The following is a 22596-nucleotide window of genomic DNA, read 5'->3' as shown; positions in this document are numbered from 1 at the left end:
CAGCCGCCCGAACAGCAGGACGCCCGGGAGGGTCGTCCCGGGCGTCCTGGTGGTCGTGCGCTACGTCGTGCTGGATCAGGTGAAGATGCTCACCCCGCCAGGGCCCACGAGGAGCCCGACGATGATGAGGACGATGCCCAGCAGGGCCTGGCCGCGGATCAGGGTCACGATGCCCCAGATCACCAGGACCACCGCAATGAGCCAAAGAATGAATGCCATCTTGTTGCCGCTCCTTGTGAGTGCGAACTCCTGGGTCTCCGCCGAGTCGGTCCCAGCCACGCGGCGAGAGGTGCCCTCCGCGCACCTCCAACCTGACAGACCCGACGACTCCACCACAGCGCCCACAAGGGTGAGAGAAGCCGACCTCGCCCACCCGCGGGGGTGGGGACATGTGACTCAGTCACATATAGCGTCGCGGTCATGACGGACAACAAGACCGGAAAGATCGAGACCACCATCAAGATCGACGGCTGGGACGAGAAGCCGACCGCGGAGTTCGCCGACGGCACCAAGGTCGCGCACGCGGTCGTGACGCTGACCGAGGGCCACGACGGGCTGGTCGCCGGCCACATGGAGTCGGTCCTCTACTACACCGCCGACGGCACGAGCACCTACGCCGGCGCCATCCGGCTCGAGGCCGAGCTGGACGGGAAGAAGGGCGCCTTCACCGCCGTGGGCGAGGGCGAGTACGACGGCACCACCGCCAGCAGCACGATGACGATCGTCGAGGGCACCGGCGACCTGGCCGGGATCACCGGCACGGTGTCGAGCAGCTCGACGCAGGAGGACTACCCGAACATGCCGCTCACGGTCGAGTACACCCTCGGGTGACCGACGACCCCGACGGGACGGTCCAGGGGCCCAGGGACGCCGCGGCCAACGCGCTGGGCGCCCTGGCCCTCGTCGTCTCCGACGAGATGACGCGCGCCGTCGTCGCAGCGGCCGACCAGGCGTCGACGACGGACGCGGCCGCCCTGGTCTCCCTGGCGCAGTTCCTCGACGGCGCCACCCTCGACCGCGTCCACCGGGTGCTCGGCGTGACGCCCTCGGGCGCGGTCCGGCTGGTCGACCGGCTCGAGAGGAACGGCCTGGTACGTCGCGACGCAGGCCCCGACGGCCGCTCGCGGGCCGTGCGGCTCACCGACGAGGGCCGCGGCCGCGCGCGCGACGCCCAGGCCGCCCGGGCGGCGTACCTCTCCTCGCTCACCGCCGCCCTCTCCGCCGAGGAGGTCGACGTCCTGCGCGGGCTGATCGGCACGGTGATGACCGGCGTGGTCGCCCACAAGGACGGCGGCGCCTGGACCTGCCGCCTGTGCGACCTCACGGCCTGCCGACGGCCCCAGGGCGAGTGCCCGGCGCTGAACGCGGCACGGCAGACGTACGGCGTGGCCGAGCACGCAGAATGACCGGGTGCCCGAGCTTCCCGAGGTCGAGTCCGCCCGCGCGGTGATCGAACGGTCCGCGCTCGCCCGCGTGATCGCCCACGTCGACGACACCGACACGTGGGAGTGCCGGCCCCACGCTCCGGGCGAGATCCGGGACGCGCTGCTGGGCCGCCGTCTGGTCGCCGCGCACCGGCGGGGCAAGACGTTGTGGGTGGAGACGTCCGGCTCGGACGCGCCGGTGCTGGGCATCCACCTGGGCATGAGCGGCCGGATCCTGGTCAGCGCACCGTCCGGCGGGGTCGACGAGGGCGGCGACTACGTCGGGATGCGTCCCCAGCGCACGCCGCTGAAGCCCCAGTGGGACCGGTTCACGGTGACCTTCGAGGACGGCGGCGCCCTGCGGCTGTTCGACAAGCGGCGGCTGGGACGGGTGCGCCTCGACCCCGACATCGACGCCCTCGGGCCGGATGCCGGCGAGGTACGCCTGCCGGCCTTCCGCGACCTGCTCGGCCGGTCGCACACCGCGGTGAAGGCCCGCCTGCTCGACCAGCACGCCGTTGCGGGCATCGGCAACCTGCTCGCCGACGAGACGCTCTGGCAGGCCGCCGTCGCACCCGAGCAGCCGGCCGACGAGCTCGACCCCGACGAGGTCGCCCGCCTGCACCGGGAGCTCCGCAAGGCCATCCGCTCGGCCATCCGTCACGGCGGGGTGCACACCGGCGAGATCATCGAGCACCGCAAGGCCGGCGACCACTGCCCGCGCTGCGGCGCGCCGATGCGGCGTACCGTCGCCGGCGGCCGCACCACGTGGGCCTGCTCGGTGGAACAGCCGGCCCCCTCGGTGACGCCGGCGCGGCCATCGCCGTCCAGACTGGGACCGTGGACGCCGACACCGAGCTGAGGATCGTGCCCGCGAACCAGGCGCCATGCGATGCCCTCGACACCCTGTACGGCGAGCGCGGATCCGGCCAGCGCTGCCGCTGCCAGCGCTACAAGCTGGGCCCGGGCGAGTCGTTCCAGGGCCTCGGCCCCGACGAGCTGCGAGCCCGCCAGCAGGAGCAGACGCGCTGCGGCGACGCCTCGGCCGGCCCCACGAGCGGCCTGGTCGCCTACGTGGGCGGCGAGCCGGTCGGCTGGTGCGCGGTCGAGCCGCGACCGGCGTACACCGGCCTGCTGCGGCCGACCTTCCGGATCCACTGGGAGGGGCGCGACGAGGACAAGGAGGACGAGTCGGTCTGGGCGATCACCTGCCTGTTCGCGCGGGCGAGGTACCGCAAGAAGGGCATCGCGAGCGCCCTTGCCGTCGAGGCCGTCGAGCACGCGCGCCGGAACGGGGCCCGGGCGGTCGAGGCCTACCCGATGATCGACAAGAACGCCCTCGCCGAGGAGCTGCACGTCGGCACCGAGGCGATGTTCGCGGAGGCCGGGATGACGATCGTCAGCCACCCGAGCAAGCGCCGCATCGTGATGCGCCTCGACTTCTGAGACCGGGCCCGCTCAGTCGACGCGGGCCATCAGGCCTTCCCGCCGGCCGACAGCGACGGCGATCGCGATCGTGGCGGCCGCCGCGCCCAGGTTGATGGCCAGCACGCTCACGCTCTTCACCAGCACGAACGTCTCCAGCGACTGGGAGAGCAGCAGGTACAGGGTCAGCGAGCCCTTGCCGAGGTACAGCAGCGCCCACATCGCCGTCAGCCCGCGGAACAGCCGCTGGATGCCGGGCCGGGACGCGACCTCGTCGGTCATCGGGTAGAAGTCGCCCGCGAGCCGGGCCACGATCGTCCGCGTCGCGAACAGGGAGGCCAGGAACGCCGCGCCGATGAGGCAGTCGGTGACGACCGGCTGGAGGAAGTAGAGGAACGGGCTGTCGGCGACGAACGAGACCAAGGTGCGGCCGGTCATCACCGCCGCGGCGAAGACAAGCAGCCCCGACGTACGCCGCCCGGTCGCCGCCCGCCAGGCCAGCGCGCCGTACTGCCAGACGAGCGCGGCCGCGATCGCCACCCACACGCCCGACAGGACGAGCACCGAGTAGAACAGCGCCGCAGGCACCGCGCACGCGACCGTGATGCTGACCGCGACGCGGCTGATGACGGCGCGTAGCCGGGGCGAGGCCGTGGCCACGCGGGGGAGGGGGAGGGCCCCTGGAGCCGAGGGGATGGACTCCAGGGACGCCGGGGTGATGGCGATCGACATGCGTGCCTGTCCTGCCGGTCGGGCCGGCTACGTCTGACCCACCGGGGAAGGCGCCGTCGGCGCCTGGGGGGATTCCCTCGGTGGTGTGACTGGAAACCTACGAGCGTGTGGCGACGAACCGCTAAGGATCAGGGCGAAATGGTCCGGTCGGGTCATGCGAGTAGTCCGGGAAGGCCAGGACGAGCCATGCGGTCGGGCGTGCAGGTCGTCGCGTTTCCCTGCCGGATCCGCGCGCGCGTGCGAACCTCTTTGCCATGACGTCCCTCCGCCTCGGGCTCGTGGGAGCCGGTGCCCAAGCCGCCGACGTGATCGTGCCGGCGCTGATGAGCACGCCCGGAACCAGCCTCGCCGCCATCGGGTCCGCCGACGGGTCCGCCCGCGAGCTGGCCGAGACGTGGGGCGTCGAGGGCGTGCAGGCCGAGGTCGACGAGTTCCTGGGCGTGGGCGAGTTCGACGCGGCCGTGGTCGCGTCCACCCCCGCCGACAGCGAGGCGGCCCTGGCCACCGCCCAGCGCCTCGGGCTGCCGGTGTACCTCGCCGGGCCGCCCGCGTCCGGCGCCGGTGCCCTGCGCGAGTACAAGCGTGCCAACGCCGATCGGGACACGCCTCTCACCTCCGCGGTAGGGCTGCACCTACGGTACGCCGCCACCACACGCGCCGCCCTGGAGCGGGTCGCCGCGCACGGCCGGGTGGTGCACGTCGCGATGGACTGCCACGTCGACGGGCCGCGCACCGGTCTCTGGGGTCGCGAGCTGCTCGACACCTTCCTGCTCTCCAGCGGCCTGCACCCGCTGGCCGTGATGGCCGACGTCCTCGGCTGGCCCGAGGTCGGCGCACTCACCAGCGGTGAGGTGACCCAGACCCGCCGGGACGACTGCTTCGTCACCGCCGACTTCACCACCCGCACCGCCCGCGGCTCGCTGCGGATGTCCAACACCCGCAACCGGTTGGACTTCGCGGCCACCATCACCTGCCAGGACGGCACCTCGGTCACGTGGAACCTCGACGAGGTCGTCACCTATCGTCCCGGCACCGCCGAGGAGGCCCGGTTCGTCCCCGGCGCGGTCGCGACCGGGTGGGCCGGTCACGCCGCGGCCCTGGCCGAGTTCCGCGACGCGGTCAACGGCAAGACCGAGAGCCGTGCCACGGTCGAGCAGCTGGTCGTGGTGATGGAGTGGATCGAGCGGCTGCGCGCGTCCTGACCCGTCGGTCGGCAGACTGGCCCGCGTGACCACCGACCTCTCCCGGTACGCCGACTTCCTGGCCTTTCTCGACGAGCAGCACGCCGCCGACACCGACCTCCGCGCCGCGTGGGTCGGTGGCTCCGCGGCGACCGGCGGGTACGACGAGTGGTCGGACCTCGACGTCGAGGTGCTGTGCACCCCGGGCACCCACGGCGCGGTGTACGAGCGCCTGCTCGCCGCGGTGCGGGAGCGGTTCGACCCGTCGGACGTCTGGCAGCTGCCGACCTCGACGTACCCCGACGCTCGCCAGTGCTTCTTCACCCTCGACCCGACGCCCGGCGCCTTCGTGCCGCCGGCCCGCCTCGTCGACATCGTGGTCTGGGACACCACCGACGAGCACCGGCACAAGGACGTACGACGCCACGGGTCGCCCATCGTCCGCTTCGACCCCGACGGGCTGGTCGTCGAGCGTCACGACGACGAGGACGAGCGCCAGCGGGCGATCCGCGAGACCGTCGAGCAGGTGCGCACCCAGCGGCCGTTCGGCGAGTGGCTGGTCAACCGGGCCATCGCCCGCGGCCAGCTGCCGGAGGCCGTCTCGCTGTACCTGCGCTTCGCGCTGCAGCCGGCGGTGTACCTGGTGCGAGTCCGCGACTGCCCGGCCCGGCACAACTTCGGGCTGCGCTACCTGCACACCGACATCGACCCGGCGGACGCCGCCCGGGTCGACGCGCTGCTGCCGGGCGTGGAGCGGCTGCGCGAGCTGTCGGCCGAGTGCTTCGCCTGGCAGGACGAACTGCTGCGGGGCTGATCCCCGGGAGAGCACAATGCGCTCGTGAGCGAAGCGGGGGCGGACCCCGAGGCACCTGAGGCCGGCACCCCGGACGTCCGGACGGCGATCCGGCTGGGCTGGGCCGTCGCCGAGCTGCGCGGGCGGTGCTGGCCCGACGGTCCGCGACCCACCACCGCCTCGCTGCCGGTCCACCCGGAGCACACCCTGCCGCTGCGCTCCCAGCGGCGCGACGACGCCGCGCGCCTCTCGGCCGTCCGCACCCTCGTGTCGCTCGCGGGCGAGCTGCAGATCCCCGTCGACGACGCCGACGAGTCGCTCGCGGACGGGCGGCCGTGGCCGGAGATGTCGACGTACGTCTTCGACCTCGACGCCCGCATCCAGGACTCGCTGACCACGCGCAGCGAGACAGCGGCCAACGCCTACCTCCTCGCGCGCGGCCTGGCCGAGTGCTACTGGGGCCTCGGGCCGGAGTCCGAGTGGCGCTTCCGCAAGGAGGACACCGGGGTGTCGCTGCGGTTCCTCTTCGGCCAGGACCGGCGGCGCGAGCTCACCCGCATGCTCGGCCGGCTCGAGTCCGGCCAGATGCACCCGCTCAGCGCGTCCGCGATCTCGGGCAGCATCGAGGCCTGGGGCAAGGTCGCCGACGACCCCGTCTGGTCCTCTGCCCCCACGCTGCGTGACGACCTCTACGAGCAGGTACGCCGCTGGTACCAGCTGCTGCTGCTCCGCCAGGACCCGACCACGCTGGTCAAGCCGTACGCCCGGCTCAGCAGCCCGCACGGCTTCCGTCGTGCCTTGCGCCTGTACCGCCCGCAGTTCCTGATGGGCTTCGCGGCGGTCACGCTGATCGCGCTGTTCTTCGTGGTCCGCGACCAGTTCGGCGGTGGCTGGATCCCGTCGCTGGTCGGCTTCCTGGGCGTCAGCGGCGTGGCCCTGACCGGCGTGCTGGCGCGGGCCAAGAACACCGCGGAGCGGCTGGCGACCCGACTCCGGCAGGACGCCTACACGGACCTGGTCGCGGTCGCGGTCGCGTCCGTGCCGGCGTACCCCGGCGCCGACGGCAGCTCCAGGTCGTCGGCGCGGGACACCGCCAACCGGATCGAGGACGCGGTCCGCCAGCGCTCGCTCACCACGTCCACCCCACCCCCCGACGCGTGAGGAGCGGGCCGGGTGATCCGTCCACCCGGCCCGCTCCGGCCCACTCTCCCTCCGGACCTTCTTGGGCGAGCCGGGACTGAACCGGCTCGCGGCCTCGGTCAGCTCGAGGGCAGTCCCAGCTGGTCGGCGAGGAAGGCCAGTCGGTCCGCGCGGGCGTCGTCGCGGAACTCGTGGTCGTTGCGTTCGTAGAAGTCCACCTGGGCGTCCGGGCTGGAGGCGGCGTACGCGTCGCGCACGTCCTGACCGATGAAGTCGTCCCGGCCGGCCCACTGGAACAGCACGCGGTCGCCCAGGCGGGCGGTGTGGTCGACGGGGTCGAGGCCGTCGAACAGGACGAGGTACTGCGTCCGCGCGTCGCCCTCGAGCTGGAGCCAGAACTGCGCGAACCAGTTGCCCATCAGCGCGTCCGGGGCCTGCAGCACCATCGCCGAGATGCGGTCGTCGGAGTCCGCGAGGAGGGCGCCGTACATCGCGCCGTAGTCGTGCCCGACCAGGGCGATCCGCGTCGGGTCGACGGCGCGCTCGGAGGCGAGCCGGTCGAGCGCGCTGCGGAAGGCGGCCACCTGGTTCTCCACGAGCGTCACGTCGCCGGTGGTGCCGTCCGGGTTCGGGACCCAGGGGAAGTAGCCGTTCGGGAGCACCGAGTAGACGCCCTTGCCGGCGAGACCGACCGCCTCGGAGAGGTACTCGCTGCGGTCGTTGTTGATCTCACCCAGCCAGTGCAGCCAGAGGACGGCCGGCGCGGAGTGCTTCTTCGCCTCCCCCGCCGGGTGCACGTACCACGCCTGCACCGGGTCCTGGCCTGGCACCGGGATGGTGATGTCCTCGACGACCACGTGCTGCTGGGCGGGGCGCTTCGCCGTCTGCGTGCCCGCCGTCGCGGTCCCGCCTGCGACCAGGCCTGCCGCCGTCACCATCCCGACCACCATCAACCCCACTCGTCGTCGCATGCGGACACCTCCGGGCGTCAGTAGTAAAAAGCCACTTACAACTGACGAACCTAGAATCGGTAGCATAAGCCGTCAAGCAACTGACGCCGATTCGTGACCTGGGAGGAGTGGATCGTGACCGGCTTCCCCGCGGACTGGCTGGCGGACCCGGCTGCGCCGGCGACCGACGTCGAGCTGGCCCTGCTGCTGGTCAACAGCCACGACCTGCTCGAGGACCCGGCCGACCGCCTGCACGACCTGCGCTGGCTCACCCACGCGCTCGCCGGGGCCGGCCACCCGCACCTCGCGGACCCACTCACCGCTCGCGACCTGCCGCGCCTGCGCCGGTTGCGGGACGCGCTGCGCCAGGTGTTCGAGGCGACGGACGACGAGGAGGCGGCCGCGGTGCTCAACCCGCTGCTGCAGAAGGCCCGGGCCGTCCCGCTGCTGGTCCGCGGGCCGGACGGCGCGACGTCGCTCGTCGTGGGTGCCGGGCTCAGCGGAGCCGCGGCCCTCGAGGCGCGGCTGCCCAGCGCACTGGCCGGCTTCGTGGCCGAGCACGGCGTCCGCCGCCTCGGGGTGTGCGGCAGCGACCCGTGCCGGTGCGTGTACGTCGACCGGACGCGCGCCGCGACGCGCAAGTACTGCTGCTCCTACTGCAACGACCGCCGAGCCGCCCGCGCCTACCGGCGGCGGCGCTCACCCGGGCTTGCGTAGCACCCAGCGGTAGGCCTGGATGTAGTCGCGGCGGAACCCGTCGACGCAGCCCCAGAGGTAGAGCCGGAACAGGCGGTACTGGCGCGACCCGAACCGGTCCTCGATGAAGTCCCGCGCCGCGTCGAGGTTCTCGGCCCAGTGCCGCGCCGTGAGCCCGTAGTCGACCCGGTCGTTGATGACGAGCTCGAGCTCCATGGGCGACCGGGCGACCGCCTTCACGTAGCTCGCCAGCGCGAGGGGCGACCCGTTGCCCGGGAAGAGCTGCTTCTCCACGAACGTGGACACCCAGTTCTTGCGCCGCGCGGCGCTGGCGTCGAGGTAGACCCGTCCACCGGGCTTCAGCAGCTGCTCGTACGTCGCGATCGTGCGCGGGTAGTCCGGCAGGTGCTCGGTGACCCCGAGGTTGACGATCGCGTCGTACGGCGCCTCCGGACGGTGGGCGAACAGGTGCTCGCGCCGCACCTCGCAGGGCAGGTCCTGGGCATCGATGATGCCCTGGACGAACGCGCGCGAGGCCTCCGAGATGGTCAGCGAGGTGACCCGGATGCCGCGCGCCCCGGCGTACTCGACGAAGGCACCCCATCCCCCGCCCACGTCGAGGACGCGGTCACCCTCCTTCAGGCCCGTGACGGACACGGCGTACTCGAGCTTGCGGCTGATCGCGTCCTCGAGCGACTCGTCGGGGCGCTCGAAGACGCCCTGCGAGTAGGCCCGGTGCCGCCGGTCGAGGAAGGCGAGGAAGAAGGCCGGGTCCTCCTCGTAGTGGTGGGCGATGTACTCGTGGTCGCTCCTGACCTGCCCGCGCAGGACCGGGCGGACGAAGCGGGCGGCGTACCGCACGGGGTGCCGGTCGGTGAACATCGCGCGCATCCCGAGCAGCGACGCCAGGTCGCCCTCGACGTCGATGTCGCCGGCCAGGTACGCCTCGCCGGCGGTCGCGAGGTCGAAGGAGCTCAGCGCGTCCAGGCCGGCCCGCGAGGTGCACACGAGAGTCACGTCGGGCTCGCCCTCGCCGATGAGCGTCTCCACCCCGTCGGGGAGGCGGAGCGTGAACGGCGTCGCGCCCGGGATCGCCCGGTGCCGGCGGCGCACCTCGTCGGCGACGCGGTGGTGGGGGGAGACGGTGACGACCACGCTGCTCCTCGTCATCGCAGGAATTCCAGCCCCGAGTGAGCACGAGGGTAGTGGCGCCGCAGTCCTCCCCTCCAGATTTCCGGACGACTTCTCAGAGCCCGGGCCGCGGAGTGGCTGACCGTGTAGGAATGGGTCCATGGGGGACTACGCGATCCGGCCGCTGAGCCCCGAGACGTGGGACGCGTACGCCGCGCTGGTCGCCAAGCACAACGGGGTCTTCGGCGGCTGCTGGGACACGTGGTTCCACACGCTCGAGAAGGACCCGGATCGCACCTACGACAGCAACCGCGCGCTGAAGTGCCGGCTGGTCGAGGAGGGCAGGGCCCACGCGGCGGTGGTCTTCGACGGTGACCAGGCGGTCGCGTGGGCGCAGTACGGGTCGCCGGACGAGCTGCCCAACATCCACCACCGCAAGCAGTACCTCGAGGAGGCCGACGCGCTTCCCGACTACCGGATCACGTGCGTCTTCGTGGACCGCGACCACCGCCGCCAGGGCGTCACCGAGGTGGCCATCCGCGGCGCGCTCGACCTGATCGCGCAGGCCGGTGGCGGCGTGGTCGAGGGGTACCCCCACGAGAGGCCGACCAAGAAGGTCTCCTCGTCGTTCCTCTACAACGGCACGCGGCCGCTGTACGAGCGGCTCGGCTTCGAGTTCGTCCGGTCCAAGGGCCAGAAGAACACCGTGATGCGGCGGACGGTCGAGCCGGACCACCGGAAGGCACCGACGAGGGGCTAGACGGCACCCAGCCACTTCTCGAGGAGGTCGGCCACCCGCTCCGGCTGCTCGATCGAGCTGCAGTGACCGGCGTCCGGGATGACCTCGAGCCGCGCGCCCGGGACGGCTGCGGCGATGGCCTCGGACCTCGGCAGCGGCGTGGCCACGTCGTCGGCACCCACGGCGACCAGCGTCGGGGCGCTGATCCGGCCGATCTCCCCGTCCACCGGCAGCCGGTCGACCACGCCGTTGATGGCCTTGGTGATGCCGCTCTTGTCGCACGCGGTCACCTCGGCCACCCACGCGTCGTTCTCCGCACGCGAGCGGGGATCGGCCAGGTACGTCGGGCCGAACATGATTCGCTCGACGGGCTTGCGCACCGGACGGAAGCCGAGCAGCCCGTAGACCCGGGTGAGCATCCGGTAGCGCGGGACGTTCTCCGGCGGCTCGGGTCCCGCGCTCGTGTCCAGCAGCACCAGCGACCGCACCAGGTCAGGGCGACGGGCGGCCAGCCGCATCCCGACGAACCCGCCCATCGACAGCCCGACCCAGTGCACCCGCCCGAGCCCGAGCTGCTCGATGACCGCGACCGCGTCGAGGTACAGCGAGTCCATGTCGTACCCGGACCTCGACGCCGGCGAGCGACCCTGGCCGCGCCAGTCGATCCGCACGCACCGGTAGTGCGCTCGCAGCCGCTCGGCCTGAGCGGCGAACGACCGGCCGCTGAAGAGCACCCCGTGCCCGAAGACGACCACCTCGGCATCCGGACGGCCGGCGGGTACGCCGGAGTCCTCGATCCAGACCTGCGCCCCGTTGACCTCGACGAGTGGCATGCCCCCCGACGCTACTCGCAGGAGACGTCCGTGCCGCCCTCGCCGGCCGGCAGGAGGTTGACAGCGCGCCGTGCGGGTCTAGGTTGCGAGGTGGAGCGGGCTCGGGCACTCCCCGAACCCGACGGGAGTCCACCATGTTGAGCGACAGCAAGGTCACCGCGAACATCCCGGCCGCCGATCTCGAGCGTGCGCGCCGCTTCTACGCCGACAAGCTCGGCCTCACGCCCGCCGACGAGAACCCCGGCGGTCTGATCTACAGCACGGGAGGAACCATCTTCTTCCTGTACCAGACCGAGTACGCCGGCCAGGCGGGCCACACCATCGCCCAGTTCCACGTCGGCGACGTGGCAGCGGAGGTGAAGGACCTCCAGTCGCGGGGCGTCACCTTCGAGCACTACGACCTGCCCGGCACCACCTGGGACGGCGACGTGGCGAGCATGGGCGACATGGGCCACGCGGCCTGGTTCAAGGACAGCGAGGACAACATCCTCTGCCTCGACGACATGATGTAGCGGGTCCCGGCACGGCTCAGGCGACGAGCGCGCGCAGGAGGGCGGGCGCACGCTCGCGCCAGTCCGCCGGGTACGCGTGACCCAGGCCGGGCACCTCCTCGAACGTGCACCGCCCGCCGGCGGCACGCACCGCGTCGCGGAACACCCGCTGGTTGGCGGCGGGGAGCGGGTCGTCCTCCCCTGCGACCAGCGCGCCGGGGACCAGCCGGTCGAACGTCGCGACCCCGGGTTGAGGCGCGCCGGCGACCGCGACCCAGCCGTCCGCGCCGACCTCGCCGTTCAGCACGGCGGACGCCGCGAGCCCGGCGCCCTGAGACGCGCCGGCGAGGACGAGCGGTACGTCGCCCGGCGCGGCCGCCACACCCGCACGGACGTCGCGCAGCGCGAGGTCGCGGACGTCCCAGCACGGGAAGCCGTCGCCGTCGACCAGCGTCGACTCAACGGCGACGACGCGGATGCCTCGGTCGACGACCGGCAGCCAGGTCGCGAGGGTGTCGGCGGCCCGGACGCCGTACATGTGCAGCGCCACCACCGTCACCCACGGGTCGGCCGCCTCGCGGACCTCGGCCCCGGGGCGGGCGGTGCGCGCCGCGGACACGGCCTCCTCGGCGCGCGCCCGCAGGCGGCGACCGACGGCGCCCAGGTCGAGCCCTTCGTCCTCCAGCGACCCGACCTGGCGTGCGGTCCAGAACCGGCCCGCGTCCAGGACGGCCTCCGCCACCAGGCGGGCCTCACCGTGGCGGCCGAGCCGGACGAGCACCTCGGCCCGGATCTGCGAGAGGGCCGCGAACCGCTCGGGGTGCCGGCCGAGGACGGCGTCGGTGATGCGCAGCGCGTCGACGAAGTCGCCCGCGGCGTACGCCCTCGTGATCGCGGTGGTCTCGACCCAGACGTCGGCGTCGCTCACTCGTCCTCCGGAGCCCTGGTCGGGTCGACGCCCGCGAGGAAACCTTCCGCCTGGGCGGCGACTCCCCTCGCCCCCGCCGCGCTCGCCCACCGGTCCACGACGTCGGCGACGGCCCGGGCTCCGCCCTCGTCGCCCTCGTCGCGCAGCAGGACGGCGAGCAGCAGGGTCTGCGAGAGCGTGCCGCCCACGTGGCCTGCCCGAGCGCCGGCGGCCGCCGACTCGCGCCACCGGACCCGGGCGTCCTCGAGGTCCCCGTCGTCGTGCGCGTGGTCGCCGAGGTGTCGCTGCGCCTCGAAGAGCAGCACGTCGTCGCCGTCGCGGCCCGGCGCCAGCCCCGCCGCGAACCAGGCCGGAGCGGCTTCCCGTTCGGCCAGCACGTTGTCGGTGATCCAGCCGCGGCAGACGGACGCCCACCCGCGGCGTACGTCGTCCGGTGCGGTGTCGTGCACGCGCGTGGCGTGATTGAGCAGCGCGGCGACGTCCTCCTCGGAGCGCCCGTCGGGGCCGACGCGGAAGGAGCCGTCCGGGTTCCTGACGGCCCGGGAGTACGCCCGCCGCAGGTGCAACCAGTCGGCGTCCCAGGTCAGATCGGGATCGCTGGTGTGCTCGGCCACGAGCTTGTCCAGCTCGGCGAACCGCGGGTCGGCGGACGCCGCCCCCGCGGCCATCTCGGCGCGGTCGGCCACGTCGGCGGCGGCCAGCGCCAGCCGCAGCCGGCCCGAGGCGTCGCCCGGCTCGGGTATCGCGGCGTCGAGGAGGTGGAGGGCCAGGTCGAAGTGCAGGCCGAGCGCGAGGGTGGTCGCGGCGTCGCAGAGCGTCGGTACGTCGGTGTACGAAATCGTCATGGAACCGGCAGAATAGTTTTGATCAAAACTTTTCACCAGAAAACTATTTGGGAGGCAACCGATGCGCTCGGCACCCGGCCCGGACTCCGTCGACGACCACGTCGCCCGCTGGGCCGCGGAGCTGCCCTGGCTGGACTCCCTGCACGAGGAGATCGTGGCCCGGCTGATGTACGTCACGAAGCACCTGGCCAAGTCCCGCGAGGACGCCTTCGGCGACGACGAACTCACCCGGGCGTCGTTCAAGGTGCTGCTCGCGCTGCGCCGGCTCGGAGCCCCCTACGAGGCCCAGCCCTCACGGCTCGCCGAGGAGCTCGGCCTGAGCCGCGGCGCGCTGTCGGTCCGGCTGACGCCGTTGGAGGAGGACGGCCTGATCACCCGCACCGTCGACCCGCACGACCGGCGCAAGGTCCACGTCCGGCTGACCGCCGCCGGCAAGCGCGCGTTCGACAAGCACGGCCAGCACGAGGGCGCGGACGAGGCCTGGCTGCTCGACCACCTGACCCGGCAGAGCCAGCAGCGGCTGGCCGACCTGCTGCGCACCCTGGTGCTGGCGATCGAGGACCGCTCGGTTTGATGGACGCGTGACCTTCAGCGCCCTCGACCACCTGGAGTGCCCGCGGTGCGGGGCGACGTACGACGCGACCGTGCGGCAGGGGCTGTGCCCGGCCGACGGGTCGCCGCTGCTGGCGAGGTACGACCTGGCGCGCGTCACGACGGACCCGAGGAGGATCGCGGGCCGCGCCCCCGACCTGTGGCGCTACCACGAGCTGCTGCCCGTCTCCGGGCCCGAGCACGTCGTGACCCTCGGCGAGGGGATGACGCCGCTGCTGCCGGCGCCACGGCTCGGGGCCGAGCTCGGCCTGCCGCGGCTGCTGGTCAAGGACGACGGACTGTTGCCGACCGGGTCGTTCAAGGCGCGCGGCGCGGCCGTCGGTGTCTCGCGCGCCAAGGAGCTCGGCGCCACGAGGCTGGCCATGCCCACCAACGGCAACGCGGGCGCCGCGTGGTCGACGTACGCCGCGCGCGCCGGCCTGCGCGCCACCATCGCGATGCCGGTCGACGCGCCGAGCATCACCCGGGCCGAGGTGGCCGTCACCGGCGGCGACCTGCGCCTCGTCGACGGCCTCATCTCCGACGCCGGGGCGCTGATCGGCGCCGCGGTGCGGGCGAGCGACGACGACTGGTTCGAGGTGGCGACGCTCAAGGAGCCGTACCGCATCGAGGGCAAGAAGACGATGGGCCTCGAGATCGCCGAGCAGCTCGGGTGGCGGATGCCGGACGCGATCCTCTACCCGACCGGCGGCGGCGTCGGGCTCATCGGCATCCACAAGGCGCTGCTCGAGGCACGCGAGCTCGGCTGGCTCGAGGGCGACCTGCCGAAGCTGGTGTCGGTTCAGGCCACCGGCTGCGCGCCGATCGTCACGGCGTTCGAGGCGGGGGACGAGGAGTCGGTCGAGGTCGAGGACTCCGCCACGGTCGCGTTCGGGATCAACGTGCCGAAGGCGCTGGGCGACTTCCTGATCCTGCGGGCGGTTCGGGACACGGCAGGTACGGCGGTGGCCGTCGACGACGCCGACCTGCTCGCCGACCTCGCGCTGACCGCGCGCCTCGAGGGGATGTTCCTCTGTCCCGAGGGCGCCGCCACGGTGACCGCGGCCCGGCGGCTCGTCGAGTCCGGCTTCCTGGATGCCGGCGACGAGGTGGTGCTGCTCAACACCGGGGCCGGCGTGATCTACCCGGACACGGTCACCGTCGACGCACCCACCATCGCCAAGGACGGCGTGCTCCACCTGTGAGCGATCGTTGCCTCATCGTGCTGGTCGCCGACCCGCGTCCGACCTAGCGTCGCGTCATGACGCGGACCCCGGGAGCCCTAGCGGCTCTCGTGGCGGCGACCGTGCTGACCGCGTGCACCACGGGCGACGCCGACCGGCTCGCTGCCGCGAAGCCGTCCGTGATCGGCATCGGCGACCCGTACTTCCCCCGCGACGGCGGCATCGGCATCGACGTGGCCAGGTACCGGATCCGGGACGCCTACGACTTCGCCAGCGGCCGGCTGAGCGGGTCGTCGACGCTGACGATCACCGCCACCCAGCGGCTCACCGAGCTCTCCCTCGACTTCCTGCTACCGGTCTCGAAGGTCCGGCTGAGCACCGGCGCCGCGACGTACTCCCAGACCCGCGCGCACGAGCTCGTCATCACCCCCGCGAAGCCGATCACCGAGGGCACGAGGTTCCGGGTCACGGTGACGTACGCCGGCACGCCGGCCGACGCGACGTACCTGGGCGCGAGCAACTGGAAGGCCGACCAGCACGAGGCCGTCACCGTGGACGAGCCGCACATGGCCCCGTGGTGGTACCCCAGCAACGACCACCCCTCCGACAAGGCCCGCTTCGACATCAGCATCACCGTCCCCCGCGGCAACACCGTCATCAGCAACGGCAAGCGGGTCTCGAAGACCTCGAACGGCGACCGCACGACGTTCCGCTGGCGGGCCGACGAGCCGATGACGACGTACCTGGCGTTCTTCGCCGCCGGGAGGTTCACGGTGACCCGTGGCGTCACCGCCGAGGGTGTCCCGTGGGTGAACGCGGTGTCCCGGCAGGGCACGGCGAAGGAGCAGCGCGGCTCGCAGCGGATGCTCGCACGGACCGCGGACTTCGTGTCCTGGCTGTCGTCGCGGCTGGGCGAGTACCCGTTCGCGCAGACCGGCGGCGTGGTCACGTCGCTCGACGTGGGCTTCTCGCTGGAGACCCAGACGCGCCCGGTGTACGGGTTCTACGTTCCGGTCGGCTCCTACCCGCTCCTGGTCCACGAGCTCGCCCACCAGTGGTTCGGCGACTCGGTGTCCCTCGAGCGCTGGCAGGACGTCTGGCTCAACGAGGGCTTCGCGTCGTTCATGAGCTGGATGTACGACGAGGACCACGGTGGCTGGACCGCGCAGAAGCACCTCGAGTCCAGCTACGGCACGTACTCCGCGACCGACGACTTCTGGGACCTCACCATCGGCAACCCCGGCCCGGACGACATCTTCGAGAACCCCGTCTACGAGCGCGGGGCGATGACCCTCCAGGCGCTCCGCAACCGCGTCGGCGACGACGTCTTCTGGCAGCTGCTCCGCACCTGGGTCGCCGAGCACCAGTACGGGAACGCCACCACCGACGACTTCGTCGCGCTGGCCGGGTCCCTCAGCGGCCAGGACCTCGGCGCCTTCTTCGACGTCTGGCTGCAGACCGGCGAACGTCCCGACCAGACGCCCGCCAACGGCCTCTGAGCGCGGCAGCTAGCCCAACGTCGACGTCCTCGCGACCAGCTCCGGCAGGAGCACGACCTGCTGGTGGACGTGGTCGGCGTTGTCGGCCTCGTCGAGGACCAGCTCGGCCGCACGGCGGCCGAGCTCGTGGCGGGGCTGGCGGACGGAGGTGAGCGGGACGGCAGCGGCGCCGGCGAAGTAGATGTCGTCGTACCCGACGATCGCCAGGTCGTCGGGCACCCGGAGGCCGGAGGCGACGACCTGCTGGAGCAGGCCGAGCGCCAGCAGGTCGTTGGCGCAGAAGGCCGCGGTGGGTCGCTTCGCCCGGGCGAGGCCGAGCAGCCGCTCGCCGGCCTGCCGACCCTCGCGCACGGTCGTCGCGAGGGTCTCGATGACCGTGATGTCGGGCGCTCCGGCGGCGGCCAGCCCCTGGCGCGCGCCCACCAGCCGGTCGCGCACCTGGCCGATGGACTCGGGCCCGCCGACGAACGCGATGCGCTGGTGGCCGCGGTCGAGCAGGTGCTCCACGGCGAGGGAGCCGCCCAGCACGTCGTCGACGGCGACCGAGCAGAGCGACTCGTCGCGGGTGGTGCGGTCGACGATCACGACCGGCGTGCCCCGGCGGGCGACCGAGGCGAGGTGGGGCGCCTCGGGGTCGATCGGCGTGACCAGGATGCCCTGCACACGCTGCTCCACCAGGTGGGCGAGGTACCCGGCCTCGCGGTCGGCGCGCTGGCCGCTGTTGCACATGTACAGCGAGAAGTGACCGCTCTCCGCGGTCTCCTCGATGCCGGCCGCGACGTCGGTGAAGAAGGGGTTGGCCGCGTCGAGCATCACGTAGGCCAGCGTCCGGCTGCGTCCCGAGCGCAGGTGCCGGGCCGCCTCGTTGCGCACGAAGCCCAGCTCGGCCATCGCCTGCTCGACCTTGCGGCGCGTGGCCGGGCTGACCCGCTCGGGACGGTTGAGGACGTTGGAGACGGTCCCCAACGAGACGCCGGCGTACGCCGCGACGTCCTTGACGCCCGCCATCCGATCCCCGTTCTCGATGCTGGTGCTGGAACGCTTCAGCACGCCTGGTCGCGAGCAATCTAGTGCAGAACCTTGACGAATGTGAACGCCGTCACCTACGGTCTGCTCCATCGAATTGAAACCTTTCAATCCCGCAAACGCACGAGCAACGACTCCGATCGAGGTCCCGATGAGCGCAGCCACCACCCCGGTGCTCGAGCTCCGCGACGTCTCGAAGTCGTTCGGTCCGGTGGTGGCGCTCCGGTCCGGCAGCCTGGCCGTCGGCGCCGGCAGCATCCACGCGCTCGTCGGTGAGAACGGCGCCGGCAAGTCCACGCTGGTGAAGGTCGTGGCCGGCGTCTACCGCCGCGACGGCGGCGAGTTCCGGCTGGGCGGCCAGCCGGTCGACTTCGCCTCGACCGCCGAGTCCAAGGACGCCGGCGTCGCGGTCATCTACCAGGAGCCGACGCTCTTCCCCGACCTCTCGGTCACCGAGAACATCTTCATGGGCCGGATGCCGCTCGGCTCGGGCCGACTGTCTGGGCGCCGCATCGACAAGGGCGCCATGCACGCCGAGGCCACCGCGCTCTTCCAGCGGCTCGGCGTGCACATCGACCCGCGTCGCCCGGCCCTGGGCCTGTCCATCGCCGACCAGCAGATCATCGAGATCGCGAAGGCCATCTCCCTGGACGCCCGGCTGCTGATCATGGACGAGCCGACCGCCGCGCTCTCCGGCAACGAGGTCGCTCGCCTCTTCGCGGTCGCCCGCAGCCTGCGCGACGAGGGTCGCGCCCTGGTCTTCATCTCGCACCGCTTCGACGAGGTCTTCGAGCTCTGCGACACGGTCACCGTGATGCGCGACGGCTCCTACATCTCCACCGACCGCGTCGCGGAGACCACCGAGTCGCAGATCGTGGCCAAGATGGTCGGCCGCGAGGTCGGCGACCTGTTCCCCAAGACGGTCGCCGAGATCGGGGAGGTCGTCCTCGACGTCCAGAACCTGGAGACGGCCGGCGAGTTCCACGGCGTCTCCTTCCAGGTCCGGGCCGGCGAGATCGTGGGGCTCGCCGGCCTGGTCGGCGCCGGTCGCAGCGAGATCGCCCGCGCGGTGTTCGGCGTCGACGCGTACGACGCCGGCACGGTCACGCTGGCCGGCAAGCCGGTCCCGGCGCACGACCCGAGGGGCGCGATCCGGGCCGGCATGGCCTTCGTCCCCGAGGACCGCCGCCAGCAGGGCCTGGTGATCCAGGGCTCGGTCGGCAAGAACATCGCCTCGGTCATCCGCAGCCGGATCAGCAAGAGCGGCCTGATCACAGCCGGGTCCGAGTACGCCGCCGCGCGGCCGTGGGCCGACCGCCTCGAGGTCAAGACCAACGCCCTCGACATGAAGGCCGCGACCATGAGCGGCGGCAACCAGCAGAAGGTCGTCATCGCCAAGTGGCTGGCCACGAACCCGAAGCTGCTGATCATCGACGAGCCCACCCGCGGCATCGACGTCGGCACCAAGGCCGAGGTGCACCGCCTGCTCTCCGAGCTGGCCGGCCAGGGCCTGGCGATCCTGATGATCTCCAGCGAGCTGCCCGAGGTGCTCGGCATGGCCGACCGTGTCCTCGTCGTCCGCGAGGGTCAGATCACCGCGGACATCGCCCGCGACGACGCCACCCCCGAGAACGTCATGGCCGCCGCCACCCGCTCGAGCGAGAAGGCGTCATGAGCACCGACCTCCTCGTCGAGCCGAGCCGGCAGTCGGCGGGCCAGCGCGCGCTCACGACGTTCCTCCGCTCGCGCGAGCTGTCCATCGCGATCGTGCTCGTCCTCATCGTGATCGCCGCGACCCTGAAGAGGCACACGTTCGTCTTCAGCCACGACGGCTGGCGCGACACCCTGCTGACCCCGTCCATCCTGCTGCTGCTCGCGGTCGGCCAGATGGTCGTCATCGTCACCCGCAACGTGGACCTGTCGGTCGGGTCGGTGCTCGGCATCACGGCGTACGCCACCGGCAAGATCTTCATCGCCAACCCGGACACCCCGGTGGTCCTGGTCTTCGCGGCAGGCCTACTGATCGGTGCGGTGCTCGGTGCGATGAACGGCTTCCTCGTCGCCTTCTTCCGGGTGCCCGCCCTCGTCGTCACCCTCGGCACGATGTACGCCTTCCGGGGGTACCTCACCCATCAGGCGGGCAGCAAGCGGATCGTGGCCGGCGACATCCCGGCGAACTTCGAGAAGCTCGGCACCCAGCAGCTGCTGACGGTCCCGGTCCTCACGCTGATCGGCCTGGCCGTGCTCGCCGTGGTCGGCTACTACCTCCACACCGCTCGCGGCGGTCGAGAGCTCTACGCGATCGGCTCCGACCCCGACGCCGCCCACCTCTACGGCCTGAACGTCGGGCGGCGGGTCTTCGGCGCCTTCGTGCTCAGCGGGGCGCTGGCCGGCCTGGCGGGTGTGTTCTCGGTGGCGCGCTACGCCACGGCCTTCGCCGGCACCGGCCGTGACCTCGAGCTCCAGGCGGTCGCCGCCGTCGTGATCGGCGGCGTCGCGATCTTCGGCGGCAGCGGCACGGTGTGGGGCGCGGCCATCGGCGCCTTCCTGCTGGTGACCATCAACCGGGCGCTGCCGATCCTCGGCATCAGCGACTTCTGGCAGGGCGCCGTGGTCGGTGGCCTGATCATCGGGGCGATCGTCCTCGACCGGGTGCTCAGTCTGCGCCGGGCCCACCAGCTGATCGAAGCCCGAGATGTGACTGAGGAGGAGGGCTGATGGCCACGACAGACGCACTTGAGCCGGCCACCACCCGACGCGGCTACCCGTCGTACTCGCGCAACGTCGTCCAGCGCCTGTTGCTGAACCGCGAGGCGGCCGTCATCGCAGCCTTGGTGGTCGTCTACGTCTACTCGCTGGTCTCCGTGGACTTCTTCGACGGGCCGCTGACGACCTACAACATCCTCAAGGAGTACTCGCCCATCCTGCTGATGGCGCTGCCGATGACGCTGATCATCATCACCGGCGAGATCGACCTGTCGGTGGCCAGCACCCTCGGCGTCTCCGCGGCGTTCTGCGGCGTGCTGGTCAAGGAGCACGGCGTCGACCTGACGACCGCGATGGTCCTCACCCTCGTCCTGGGCATCGTGCTCGGCGCGGTGAACGGCTTCCTCGTCGCGTACGTCGGCCTCCCGTCGCTCGCGGTCACGATCGGCACGCTGGCCCTCTACCGCGGCCTGGCCGAGGGGCTCATCCAGACCGACCGAATCGCCGGGTTCGACCCCAAGTGGCAGGACTGGCCGACCGAGCGGATCGGGGGCACGAACGTCCCGCAGATCGTCATCCCCGTGGCGATCCTGGCCGTCGTCTTCTTCGTCCTGCTGCACTTCACCAGCTTCGGCCGCGGCGTCTACGAGATCGGGCTCAGTCCCGAAGCGGCTCACTTCTCGGGCGTCAACGTGGCCAGGACGAAGTTCCTGCTGTTCGTGATGAGCGGCCTGATCGCGTCCCTCGCCGGCCTGTACGTGATGCTGCGTGCGGACTCCGCGGCGACCGACACCGGCATCGGCTTCGAGCTCAAGGTGATCGCCTCGGTGCTCCTCGGCGGCGTCTCCATCTTCGGCGGCCGGGGTGCGCTGCACGGCGTCATCGCCGGCGTTCTCCTCATCGCCGTCCTCAACTCCGCGCTCCTGCTCAGCAACCAGGGCTCGGAAGTCATCCAGATCATCATCGGCCTCCTGCTCGTGGCCTCGGTGATCTCCTCCAGCTTCCTGTCGCGGTTCCGGGAGCTTCTCCCGCGCAGGACGGCCAGCACCAACCAGGTATCAGGCCAGAAATCACGAAAGGCACCTCAATGAAGATCAGGTCCAAGCGATACGCCGCCGGCGCGGTGCTGGCGCTGGTTGCCAGCCTCGGCCTCGCGGGCTGCGGGTCCGACGACTCCTCCACCGCTGGTGACAGCGGCGGCGGAGGCGGAGGCGGGGACGCCACGACGGTCACCTTCCTGCCCAAGGCTCTCGGCAACCCGTACTTCGACACCAGCGACGCCGGCGGCAAGAAGGCCGTCGACGAGTTCGGCGGCACCTACGCCGAGGTCGGTCCCGACACCATCGGCCCCGACACCCAGGTGTCGTTCATCGACACCGCCGCCCAGCAGGGCGTGAACGCCCTCGTCGTGTCGGGCAACGACCCGCAGGCGCTCTGCGACTCGCTCAACGCGGCTCGCGACGCCGGGACCAAGGTCGTCACCTTCGACTCCGACGTCGACCCGACCTGCCGCGACCTGTTCATCAACCAGGCGACCGCCGAGGGCATCGCCAAGGTCGAGGTGGACATGATCGCCGAGCAGATCGGTGACTCCGGCGAGGTCGCGATCCTGTCGGCCGCCGCGAACGCCACCAACCAGAACGCCTGGATCAAGATCATGGAGCAGGAGCTGGCCGACAACCACCCGGACATCAAGCTGGTGGACACGGTCTACGGCGACGACGACGACCAGACGTCGTTCGACAAGACCGCGGCGCTGCTCTCGGACCACCCGAACCTCAAGGGCATCATCTCGCCGACCACCGTCGGCATCGCCGCGGCCGCCCGCTACCTCTCCACCTCGGACGCCAAGGGCAAGGTCGCGCTGACCGGCCTGGGCACCCCCAACCAGATGCGTGACTACGTCGAGGACGGCACCGTCACCGAGTTCGCGCTGTGGAACCCGGGCGACCTGGGCTACCTCGCGGCGTACGCCGCCAAGGCGCTCGTCGACGGCGACATCACCGGCGCCGAGGGCGACAAGTTCACCGCCGGCGAGCTCGGCGACTTCGAGGTCGGCGCCGACGCCACCGTGCTGCTCGGTGAGCCGTACCGCTTCAACAAGGACAACATCGCCGACTTCGACTTCTGATCACCCAGGCCCGAGCTTGCGAGGGCCTGACCGGGCGATCAGATCGAGGAGGGGTCCGCAGACCCGAACGAAGAGAGGGACTGCGGACCCCGTCTCGAGATCTCGCCGAGATGACGAGCAAGTCCAGGTCACCGGGTCTCGACACCGCCTC

At 71.9% G+C, this 22596-nt stretch carries 25 protein-coding genes; 17 read left to right on the top strand and 8 right to left on the bottom strand.

Annotation, left to right across the window (positions count from 1 at the left end):
• Positions 1-75: 75 nt before the first annotated feature.
• Positions 76-219 carry a GPGG-motif small membrane protein gene (locus ISU07_RS23795; RefSeq protein WP_228521096.1) on the bottom strand — a complete coding sequence of 48 codons (144 nt, stop codon included), beginning with the start codon at positions 217-219 and terminating at the stop codon, positions 76-78.
• Positions 220-420: 201 nt separating this feature from the next.
• On the opposite strand from ISU07_RS23795, the gene ISU07_RS03835 reads away from it, so the two are divergent.
• From ISU07_RS03835 to ISU07_RS03820, 4 genes are read left to right on the top strand one after another with little or no spacing between them, the layout of a single operon-like run.
• On the top strand, positions 421-831 hold the full coding sequence (locus ISU07_RS03835; RefSeq protein ID WP_194705382.1) for a DUF3224 domain-containing protein: 411 nt from the start codon (positions 421-423) through the stop codon (positions 829-831).
• The gene (locus ISU07_RS03830) at positions 828-1406 is read left to right on the top strand and encodes a MarR family winged helix-turn-helix transcriptional regulator (RefSeq protein ID WP_194705381.1); all 579 of its coding nucleotides are present in this window, start codon (positions 828-830) and stop codon (positions 1404-1406) included. The genes ISU07_RS03835 and ISU07_RS03830 overlap by 4 nt, the downstream gene beginning before the upstream one ends.
• Positions 1407-1410: 4 nt before the next feature.
• Positions 1411-2286, top strand: a complete 876-nt coding sequence (locus tag ISU07_RS24650; protein ID WP_194705380.1) for an Fpg/Nei family DNA glycosylase — start codon at positions 1411-1413, stop codon at positions 2284-2286.
• Positions 2265-2870, top strand: coding sequence for a GNAT family N-acetyltransferase (locus tag ISU07_RS03820; RefSeq protein WP_323742415.1), 606 nt, complete (start codon positions 2265-2267; stop codon positions 2868-2870). Before ISU07_RS24650 ends, ISU07_RS03820 begins: the two co-directional genes overlap by 22 nt.
• 12 nt (positions 2871-2882) lie before the next feature.
• Here ISU07_RS03820 and ISU07_RS03815 read toward each other — a convergent pair whose 3' ends face one another.
• Positions 2883-3581, bottom strand: coding sequence for a VC0807 family protein (locus tag ISU07_RS03815; protein ID WP_194705379.1), 699 nt, complete (start codon positions 3579-3581; stop codon positions 2883-2885).
• A gap of 254 nt (positions 3582-3835) precedes the next feature.
• Between ISU07_RS03815 and ISU07_RS03810 the strand changes: the two genes are divergently transcribed.
• The 3 genes from ISU07_RS03810 to ISU07_RS03800 are packed head-to-tail and all read left to right on the top strand — an operon-like array spanning position 3836 to position 6716.
• On the top strand, positions 3836-4783 hold the full coding sequence (locus ISU07_RS03810; protein ID WP_194705378.1) for a Gfo/Idh/MocA family protein: 948 nt from the start codon (positions 3836-3838) through the stop codon (positions 4781-4783).
• 25 nt (positions 4784-4808) lie between these two features.
• Complete coding sequence (locus tag ISU07_RS03805; protein WP_194705377.1) at positions 4809-5576, top strand: nucleotidyltransferase domain-containing protein; 768 nt, start codon at positions 4809-4811, stop codon at positions 5574-5576.
• A gap of 24 nt (positions 5577-5600) precedes the next feature.
• A complete protein-coding gene (locus ISU07_RS03800) occupies positions 5601-6716 on the top strand; it encodes a hypothetical protein (RefSeq protein ID WP_194705376.1) in 1116 nt (371 codons plus the stop codon).
• Between the two features lie 98 nt (positions 6717-6814).
• On the opposite strand, the gene ISU07_RS03795 is transcribed toward ISU07_RS03800, so the two are convergent.
• Positions 6815-7666 carry an alpha/beta hydrolase family protein gene (locus ISU07_RS03795; protein WP_194705375.1) on the bottom strand — a complete coding sequence of 284 codons (852 nt, stop codon included), beginning with the start codon at positions 7664-7666 and terminating at the stop codon, positions 6815-6817.
• Positions 7667-7780: 114 nt separating this feature from the next.
• On the opposite strand from ISU07_RS03795, the gene ISU07_RS03790 reads away from it, so the two are divergent.
• Entirely contained in the window at positions 7781-8362 is a 582-nt protein-coding gene (locus ISU07_RS03790) for an ABATE domain-containing protein (protein WP_194705374.1), read from the top strand.
• Here ISU07_RS03790 and ISU07_RS03785 read toward each other — a convergent pair.
• Positions 8345-9511, bottom strand: a complete 1167-nt coding sequence (locus tag ISU07_RS03785; RefSeq protein WP_194705373.1) for a class I SAM-dependent methyltransferase — start codon at positions 9509-9511, stop codon at positions 8345-8347. The genes ISU07_RS03790 and ISU07_RS03785 overlap by 18 nt on opposite strands.
• 121 nt (positions 9512-9632) lie before the next feature.
• On the opposite strand from ISU07_RS03785, the gene ISU07_RS03780 reads away from it, so the two are divergent.
• Positions 9633-10232 carry a GNAT family N-acetyltransferase gene (locus ISU07_RS03780; RefSeq protein WP_194705372.1) on the top strand — a complete coding sequence of 200 codons (600 nt, stop codon included), beginning with the start codon at positions 9633-9635 and terminating at the stop codon, positions 10230-10232.
• Here the strand turns inward: ISU07_RS03780 and ISU07_RS03775 are convergent.
• Positions 10229-11044, bottom strand: coding sequence for an alpha/beta fold hydrolase (locus ISU07_RS03775; protein ID WP_194705371.1), 816 nt, complete (start codon positions 11042-11044; stop codon positions 10229-10231). The genes ISU07_RS03780 and ISU07_RS03775 overlap by 4 nt on opposite strands.
• A 134-nt stretch (positions 11045-11178) precedes the next feature.
• Between ISU07_RS03775 and ISU07_RS03770 the strand changes: the two genes are divergently transcribed.
• Positions 11179-11556, top strand: a complete 378-nt coding sequence (locus tag ISU07_RS03770; protein WP_194705370.1) for a VOC family protein — start codon at positions 11179-11181, stop codon at positions 11554-11556.
• Between the two features lie 16 nt (positions 11557-11572).
• Here ISU07_RS03770 and ISU07_RS03765 read toward each other — a convergent pair whose 3' ends face one another.
• Both ISU07_RS03765 and ISU07_RS03760 read right to left on the bottom strand, forming a co-directional pair.
• The gene (locus tag ISU07_RS03765; RefSeq protein WP_194705369.1) at positions 11573-12463 is read right to left on the bottom strand and encodes an alpha/beta hydrolase; all 891 of its coding nucleotides are present in this window, start codon (positions 12461-12463) and stop codon (positions 11573-11575) included.
• Positions 12460-13308 (bottom strand): hypothetical protein, encoded by an 849-nt coding sequence (locus ISU07_RS03760; RefSeq protein ID WP_194705368.1) that lies wholly within the window; start codon positions 13306-13308, stop codon positions 12460-12462. Before ISU07_RS03760 ends, ISU07_RS03765 begins: the two co-directional genes overlap by 4 nt.
• Positions 13309-13369: 61 nt before the next feature.
• On the opposite strand from ISU07_RS03760, the gene ISU07_RS03755 reads away from it, so the two are divergent.
• From ISU07_RS03755 to ISU07_RS03745, 3 genes are read left to right on the top strand one after another with little or no spacing between them, the layout of a single operon-like run.
• Positions 13370-13882, top strand: coding sequence for a MarR family winged helix-turn-helix transcriptional regulator (locus ISU07_RS03755; protein WP_194705367.1), 513 nt, complete (start codon positions 13370-13372; stop codon positions 13880-13882).
• Between the two features lie 7 nt (positions 13883-13889).
• Positions 13890-15104, top strand: a complete 1215-nt coding sequence (locus ISU07_RS03750; RefSeq protein WP_194705366.1) for a threonine synthase — start codon at positions 13890-13892, stop codon at positions 15102-15104.
• 56 nt (positions 15105-15160) lie between these two features.
• Positions 15161-16582 (top strand): M1 family metallopeptidase, encoded by a 1422-nt coding sequence (locus ISU07_RS03745; RefSeq protein WP_194705365.1) that lies wholly within the window; start codon positions 15161-15163, stop codon positions 16580-16582.
• A 9-nt stretch (positions 16583-16591) separates the two neighbouring features.
• Here the strand turns inward: ISU07_RS03745 and ISU07_RS03740 are convergent, their stop codons facing one another.
• Positions 16592-17632 carry a LacI family DNA-binding transcriptional regulator gene (locus ISU07_RS03740; protein WP_323742414.1) on the bottom strand — a complete coding sequence of 347 codons (1041 nt, stop codon included), beginning with the start codon at positions 17630-17632 and terminating at the stop codon, positions 16592-16594.
• Positions 17633-17759: 127 nt separating this feature from the next.
• Here ISU07_RS03740 and ISU07_RS03735 point away from each other — a divergent pair, with 127 nt between their 5' ends.
• The 4 genes from ISU07_RS03735 to rhaS are packed head-to-tail and all read left to right on the top strand — an operon-like array spanning position 17760 to position 22445.
• Positions 17760-19283, top strand: coding sequence for a sugar ABC transporter ATP-binding protein (locus ISU07_RS03735; RefSeq protein WP_194705364.1), 1524 nt, complete (start codon positions 17760-17762; stop codon positions 19281-19283).
• Positions 19280-20326, top strand: coding sequence for an ABC transporter permease (locus ISU07_RS03730; protein WP_194705363.1), 1047 nt, complete (start codon positions 19280-19282; stop codon positions 20324-20326). Before ISU07_RS03735 ends, ISU07_RS03730 begins: the two co-directional genes overlap by 4 nt.
• Entirely contained in the window at positions 20326-21405 is a 1080-nt protein-coding gene (locus tag ISU07_RS03725; protein WP_194705362.1) for an ABC transporter permease, read from the top strand. The genes ISU07_RS03730 and ISU07_RS03725 overlap by 1 nt, the downstream gene beginning before the upstream one ends.
• Entirely contained in the window at positions 21402-22445 is a 1044-nt protein-coding gene (gene rhaS / locus ISU07_RS03720) for a rhamnose ABC transporter substrate-binding protein (RefSeq protein WP_194705361.1), read from the top strand. The genes ISU07_RS03725 and rhaS overlap by 4 nt, the downstream gene beginning before the upstream one ends.
• The last annotated feature ends 151 nt before the right edge of the window (positions 22446-22596 follow it).

The organism is Nocardioides islandensis, from assembly GCF_015352455.1.
Lineage (GTDB): Bacteria > Actinomycetota > Actinomycetes > Propionibacteriales > Nocardioidaceae > Nocardioides > Nocardioides islandensis.
The sequence above is the reverse complement of the archived record's forward strand: the minus strand, read 5'-3'. Positions and strand labels throughout refer to the sequence as shown.

Excerpts from the sequence above, each read along its gene's own strand:
- ISU07_RS23795 (WP_228521096.1), bottom strand. The coding sequence starts at position 219 with ATGGCATTCATTCTTTGGCTCATTGCGGTGGTCCTGGTGATCTGGGGC.
- ISU07_RS03835 (WP_194705382.1), top strand. The coding sequence starts at position 421 with ATGACGGACAACAAGACCGGAAAGATCGAGACCACCATCAAGATCGAC.
- ISU07_RS03815 (WP_194705379.1), bottom strand. The coding sequence starts at position 3,581 with ATGTCGATCGCCATCACCCCGGCGTCCCTGGAGTCCATCCCCTCGGCT.
- ISU07_RS03810 (WP_194705378.1), top strand. The coding sequence starts at position 3,836 with ATGACGTCCCTCCGCCTCGGGCTCGTGGGAGCCGGTGCCCAAGCCGCC.
- ISU07_RS03795 (WP_194705375.1), bottom strand. The coding sequence starts at position 7,666 with ATGCGACGACGAGTGGGGTTGATGGTGGTCGGGATGGTGACGGCGGCA.
- ISU07_RS03785 (WP_194705373.1), bottom strand. The coding sequence starts at position 9,511 with ATGACGAGGAGCAGCGTGGTCGTCACCGTCTCCCCCCACCACCGCGTC.
- ISU07_RS03780 (WP_194705372.1), top strand. The coding sequence starts at position 9,633 with ATGGGGGACTACGCGATCCGGCCGCTGAGCCCCGAGACGTGGGACGCG.
- ISU07_RS03775 (WP_194705371.1), bottom strand. The coding sequence starts at position 11,044 with ATGCCACTCGTCGAGGTCAACGGGGCGCAGGTCTGGATCGAGGACTCC.
- ISU07_RS03770 (WP_194705370.1), top strand. The coding sequence starts at position 11,179 with ATGTTGAGCGACAGCAAGGTCACCGCGAACATCCCGGCCGCCGATCTC.
- ISU07_RS03760 (WP_194705368.1), bottom strand. The coding sequence starts at position 13,308 with ATGACGATTTCGTACACCGACGTACCGACGCTCTGCGACGCCGCGACC.
- ISU07_RS03755 (WP_194705367.1), top strand. The coding sequence starts at position 13,370 with ATGCGCTCGGCACCCGGCCCGGACTCCGTCGACGACCACGTCGCCCGC.
- ISU07_RS03745 (WP_194705365.1), top strand. The coding sequence starts at position 15,161 with ATGACGCGGACCCCGGGAGCCCTAGCGGCTCTCGTGGCGGCGACCGTG.
- ISU07_RS03735 (WP_194705364.1), top strand. The coding sequence starts at position 17,760 with ATGAGCGCAGCCACCACCCCGGTGCTCGAGCTCCGCGACGTCTCGAAG.
- ISU07_RS03730 (WP_194705363.1), top strand. The coding sequence starts at position 19,280 with ATGAGCACCGACCTCCTCGTCGAGCCGAGCCGGCAGTCGGCGGGCCAG.
- ISU07_RS03725 (WP_194705362.1), top strand. The coding sequence starts at position 20,326 with ATGGCCACGACAGACGCACTTGAGCCGGCCACCACCCGACGCGGCTAC.
- rhaS (WP_194705361.1), top strand. The coding sequence starts at position 21,402 with ATGAAGATCAGGTCCAAGCGATACGCCGCCGGCGCGGTGCTGGCGCTG.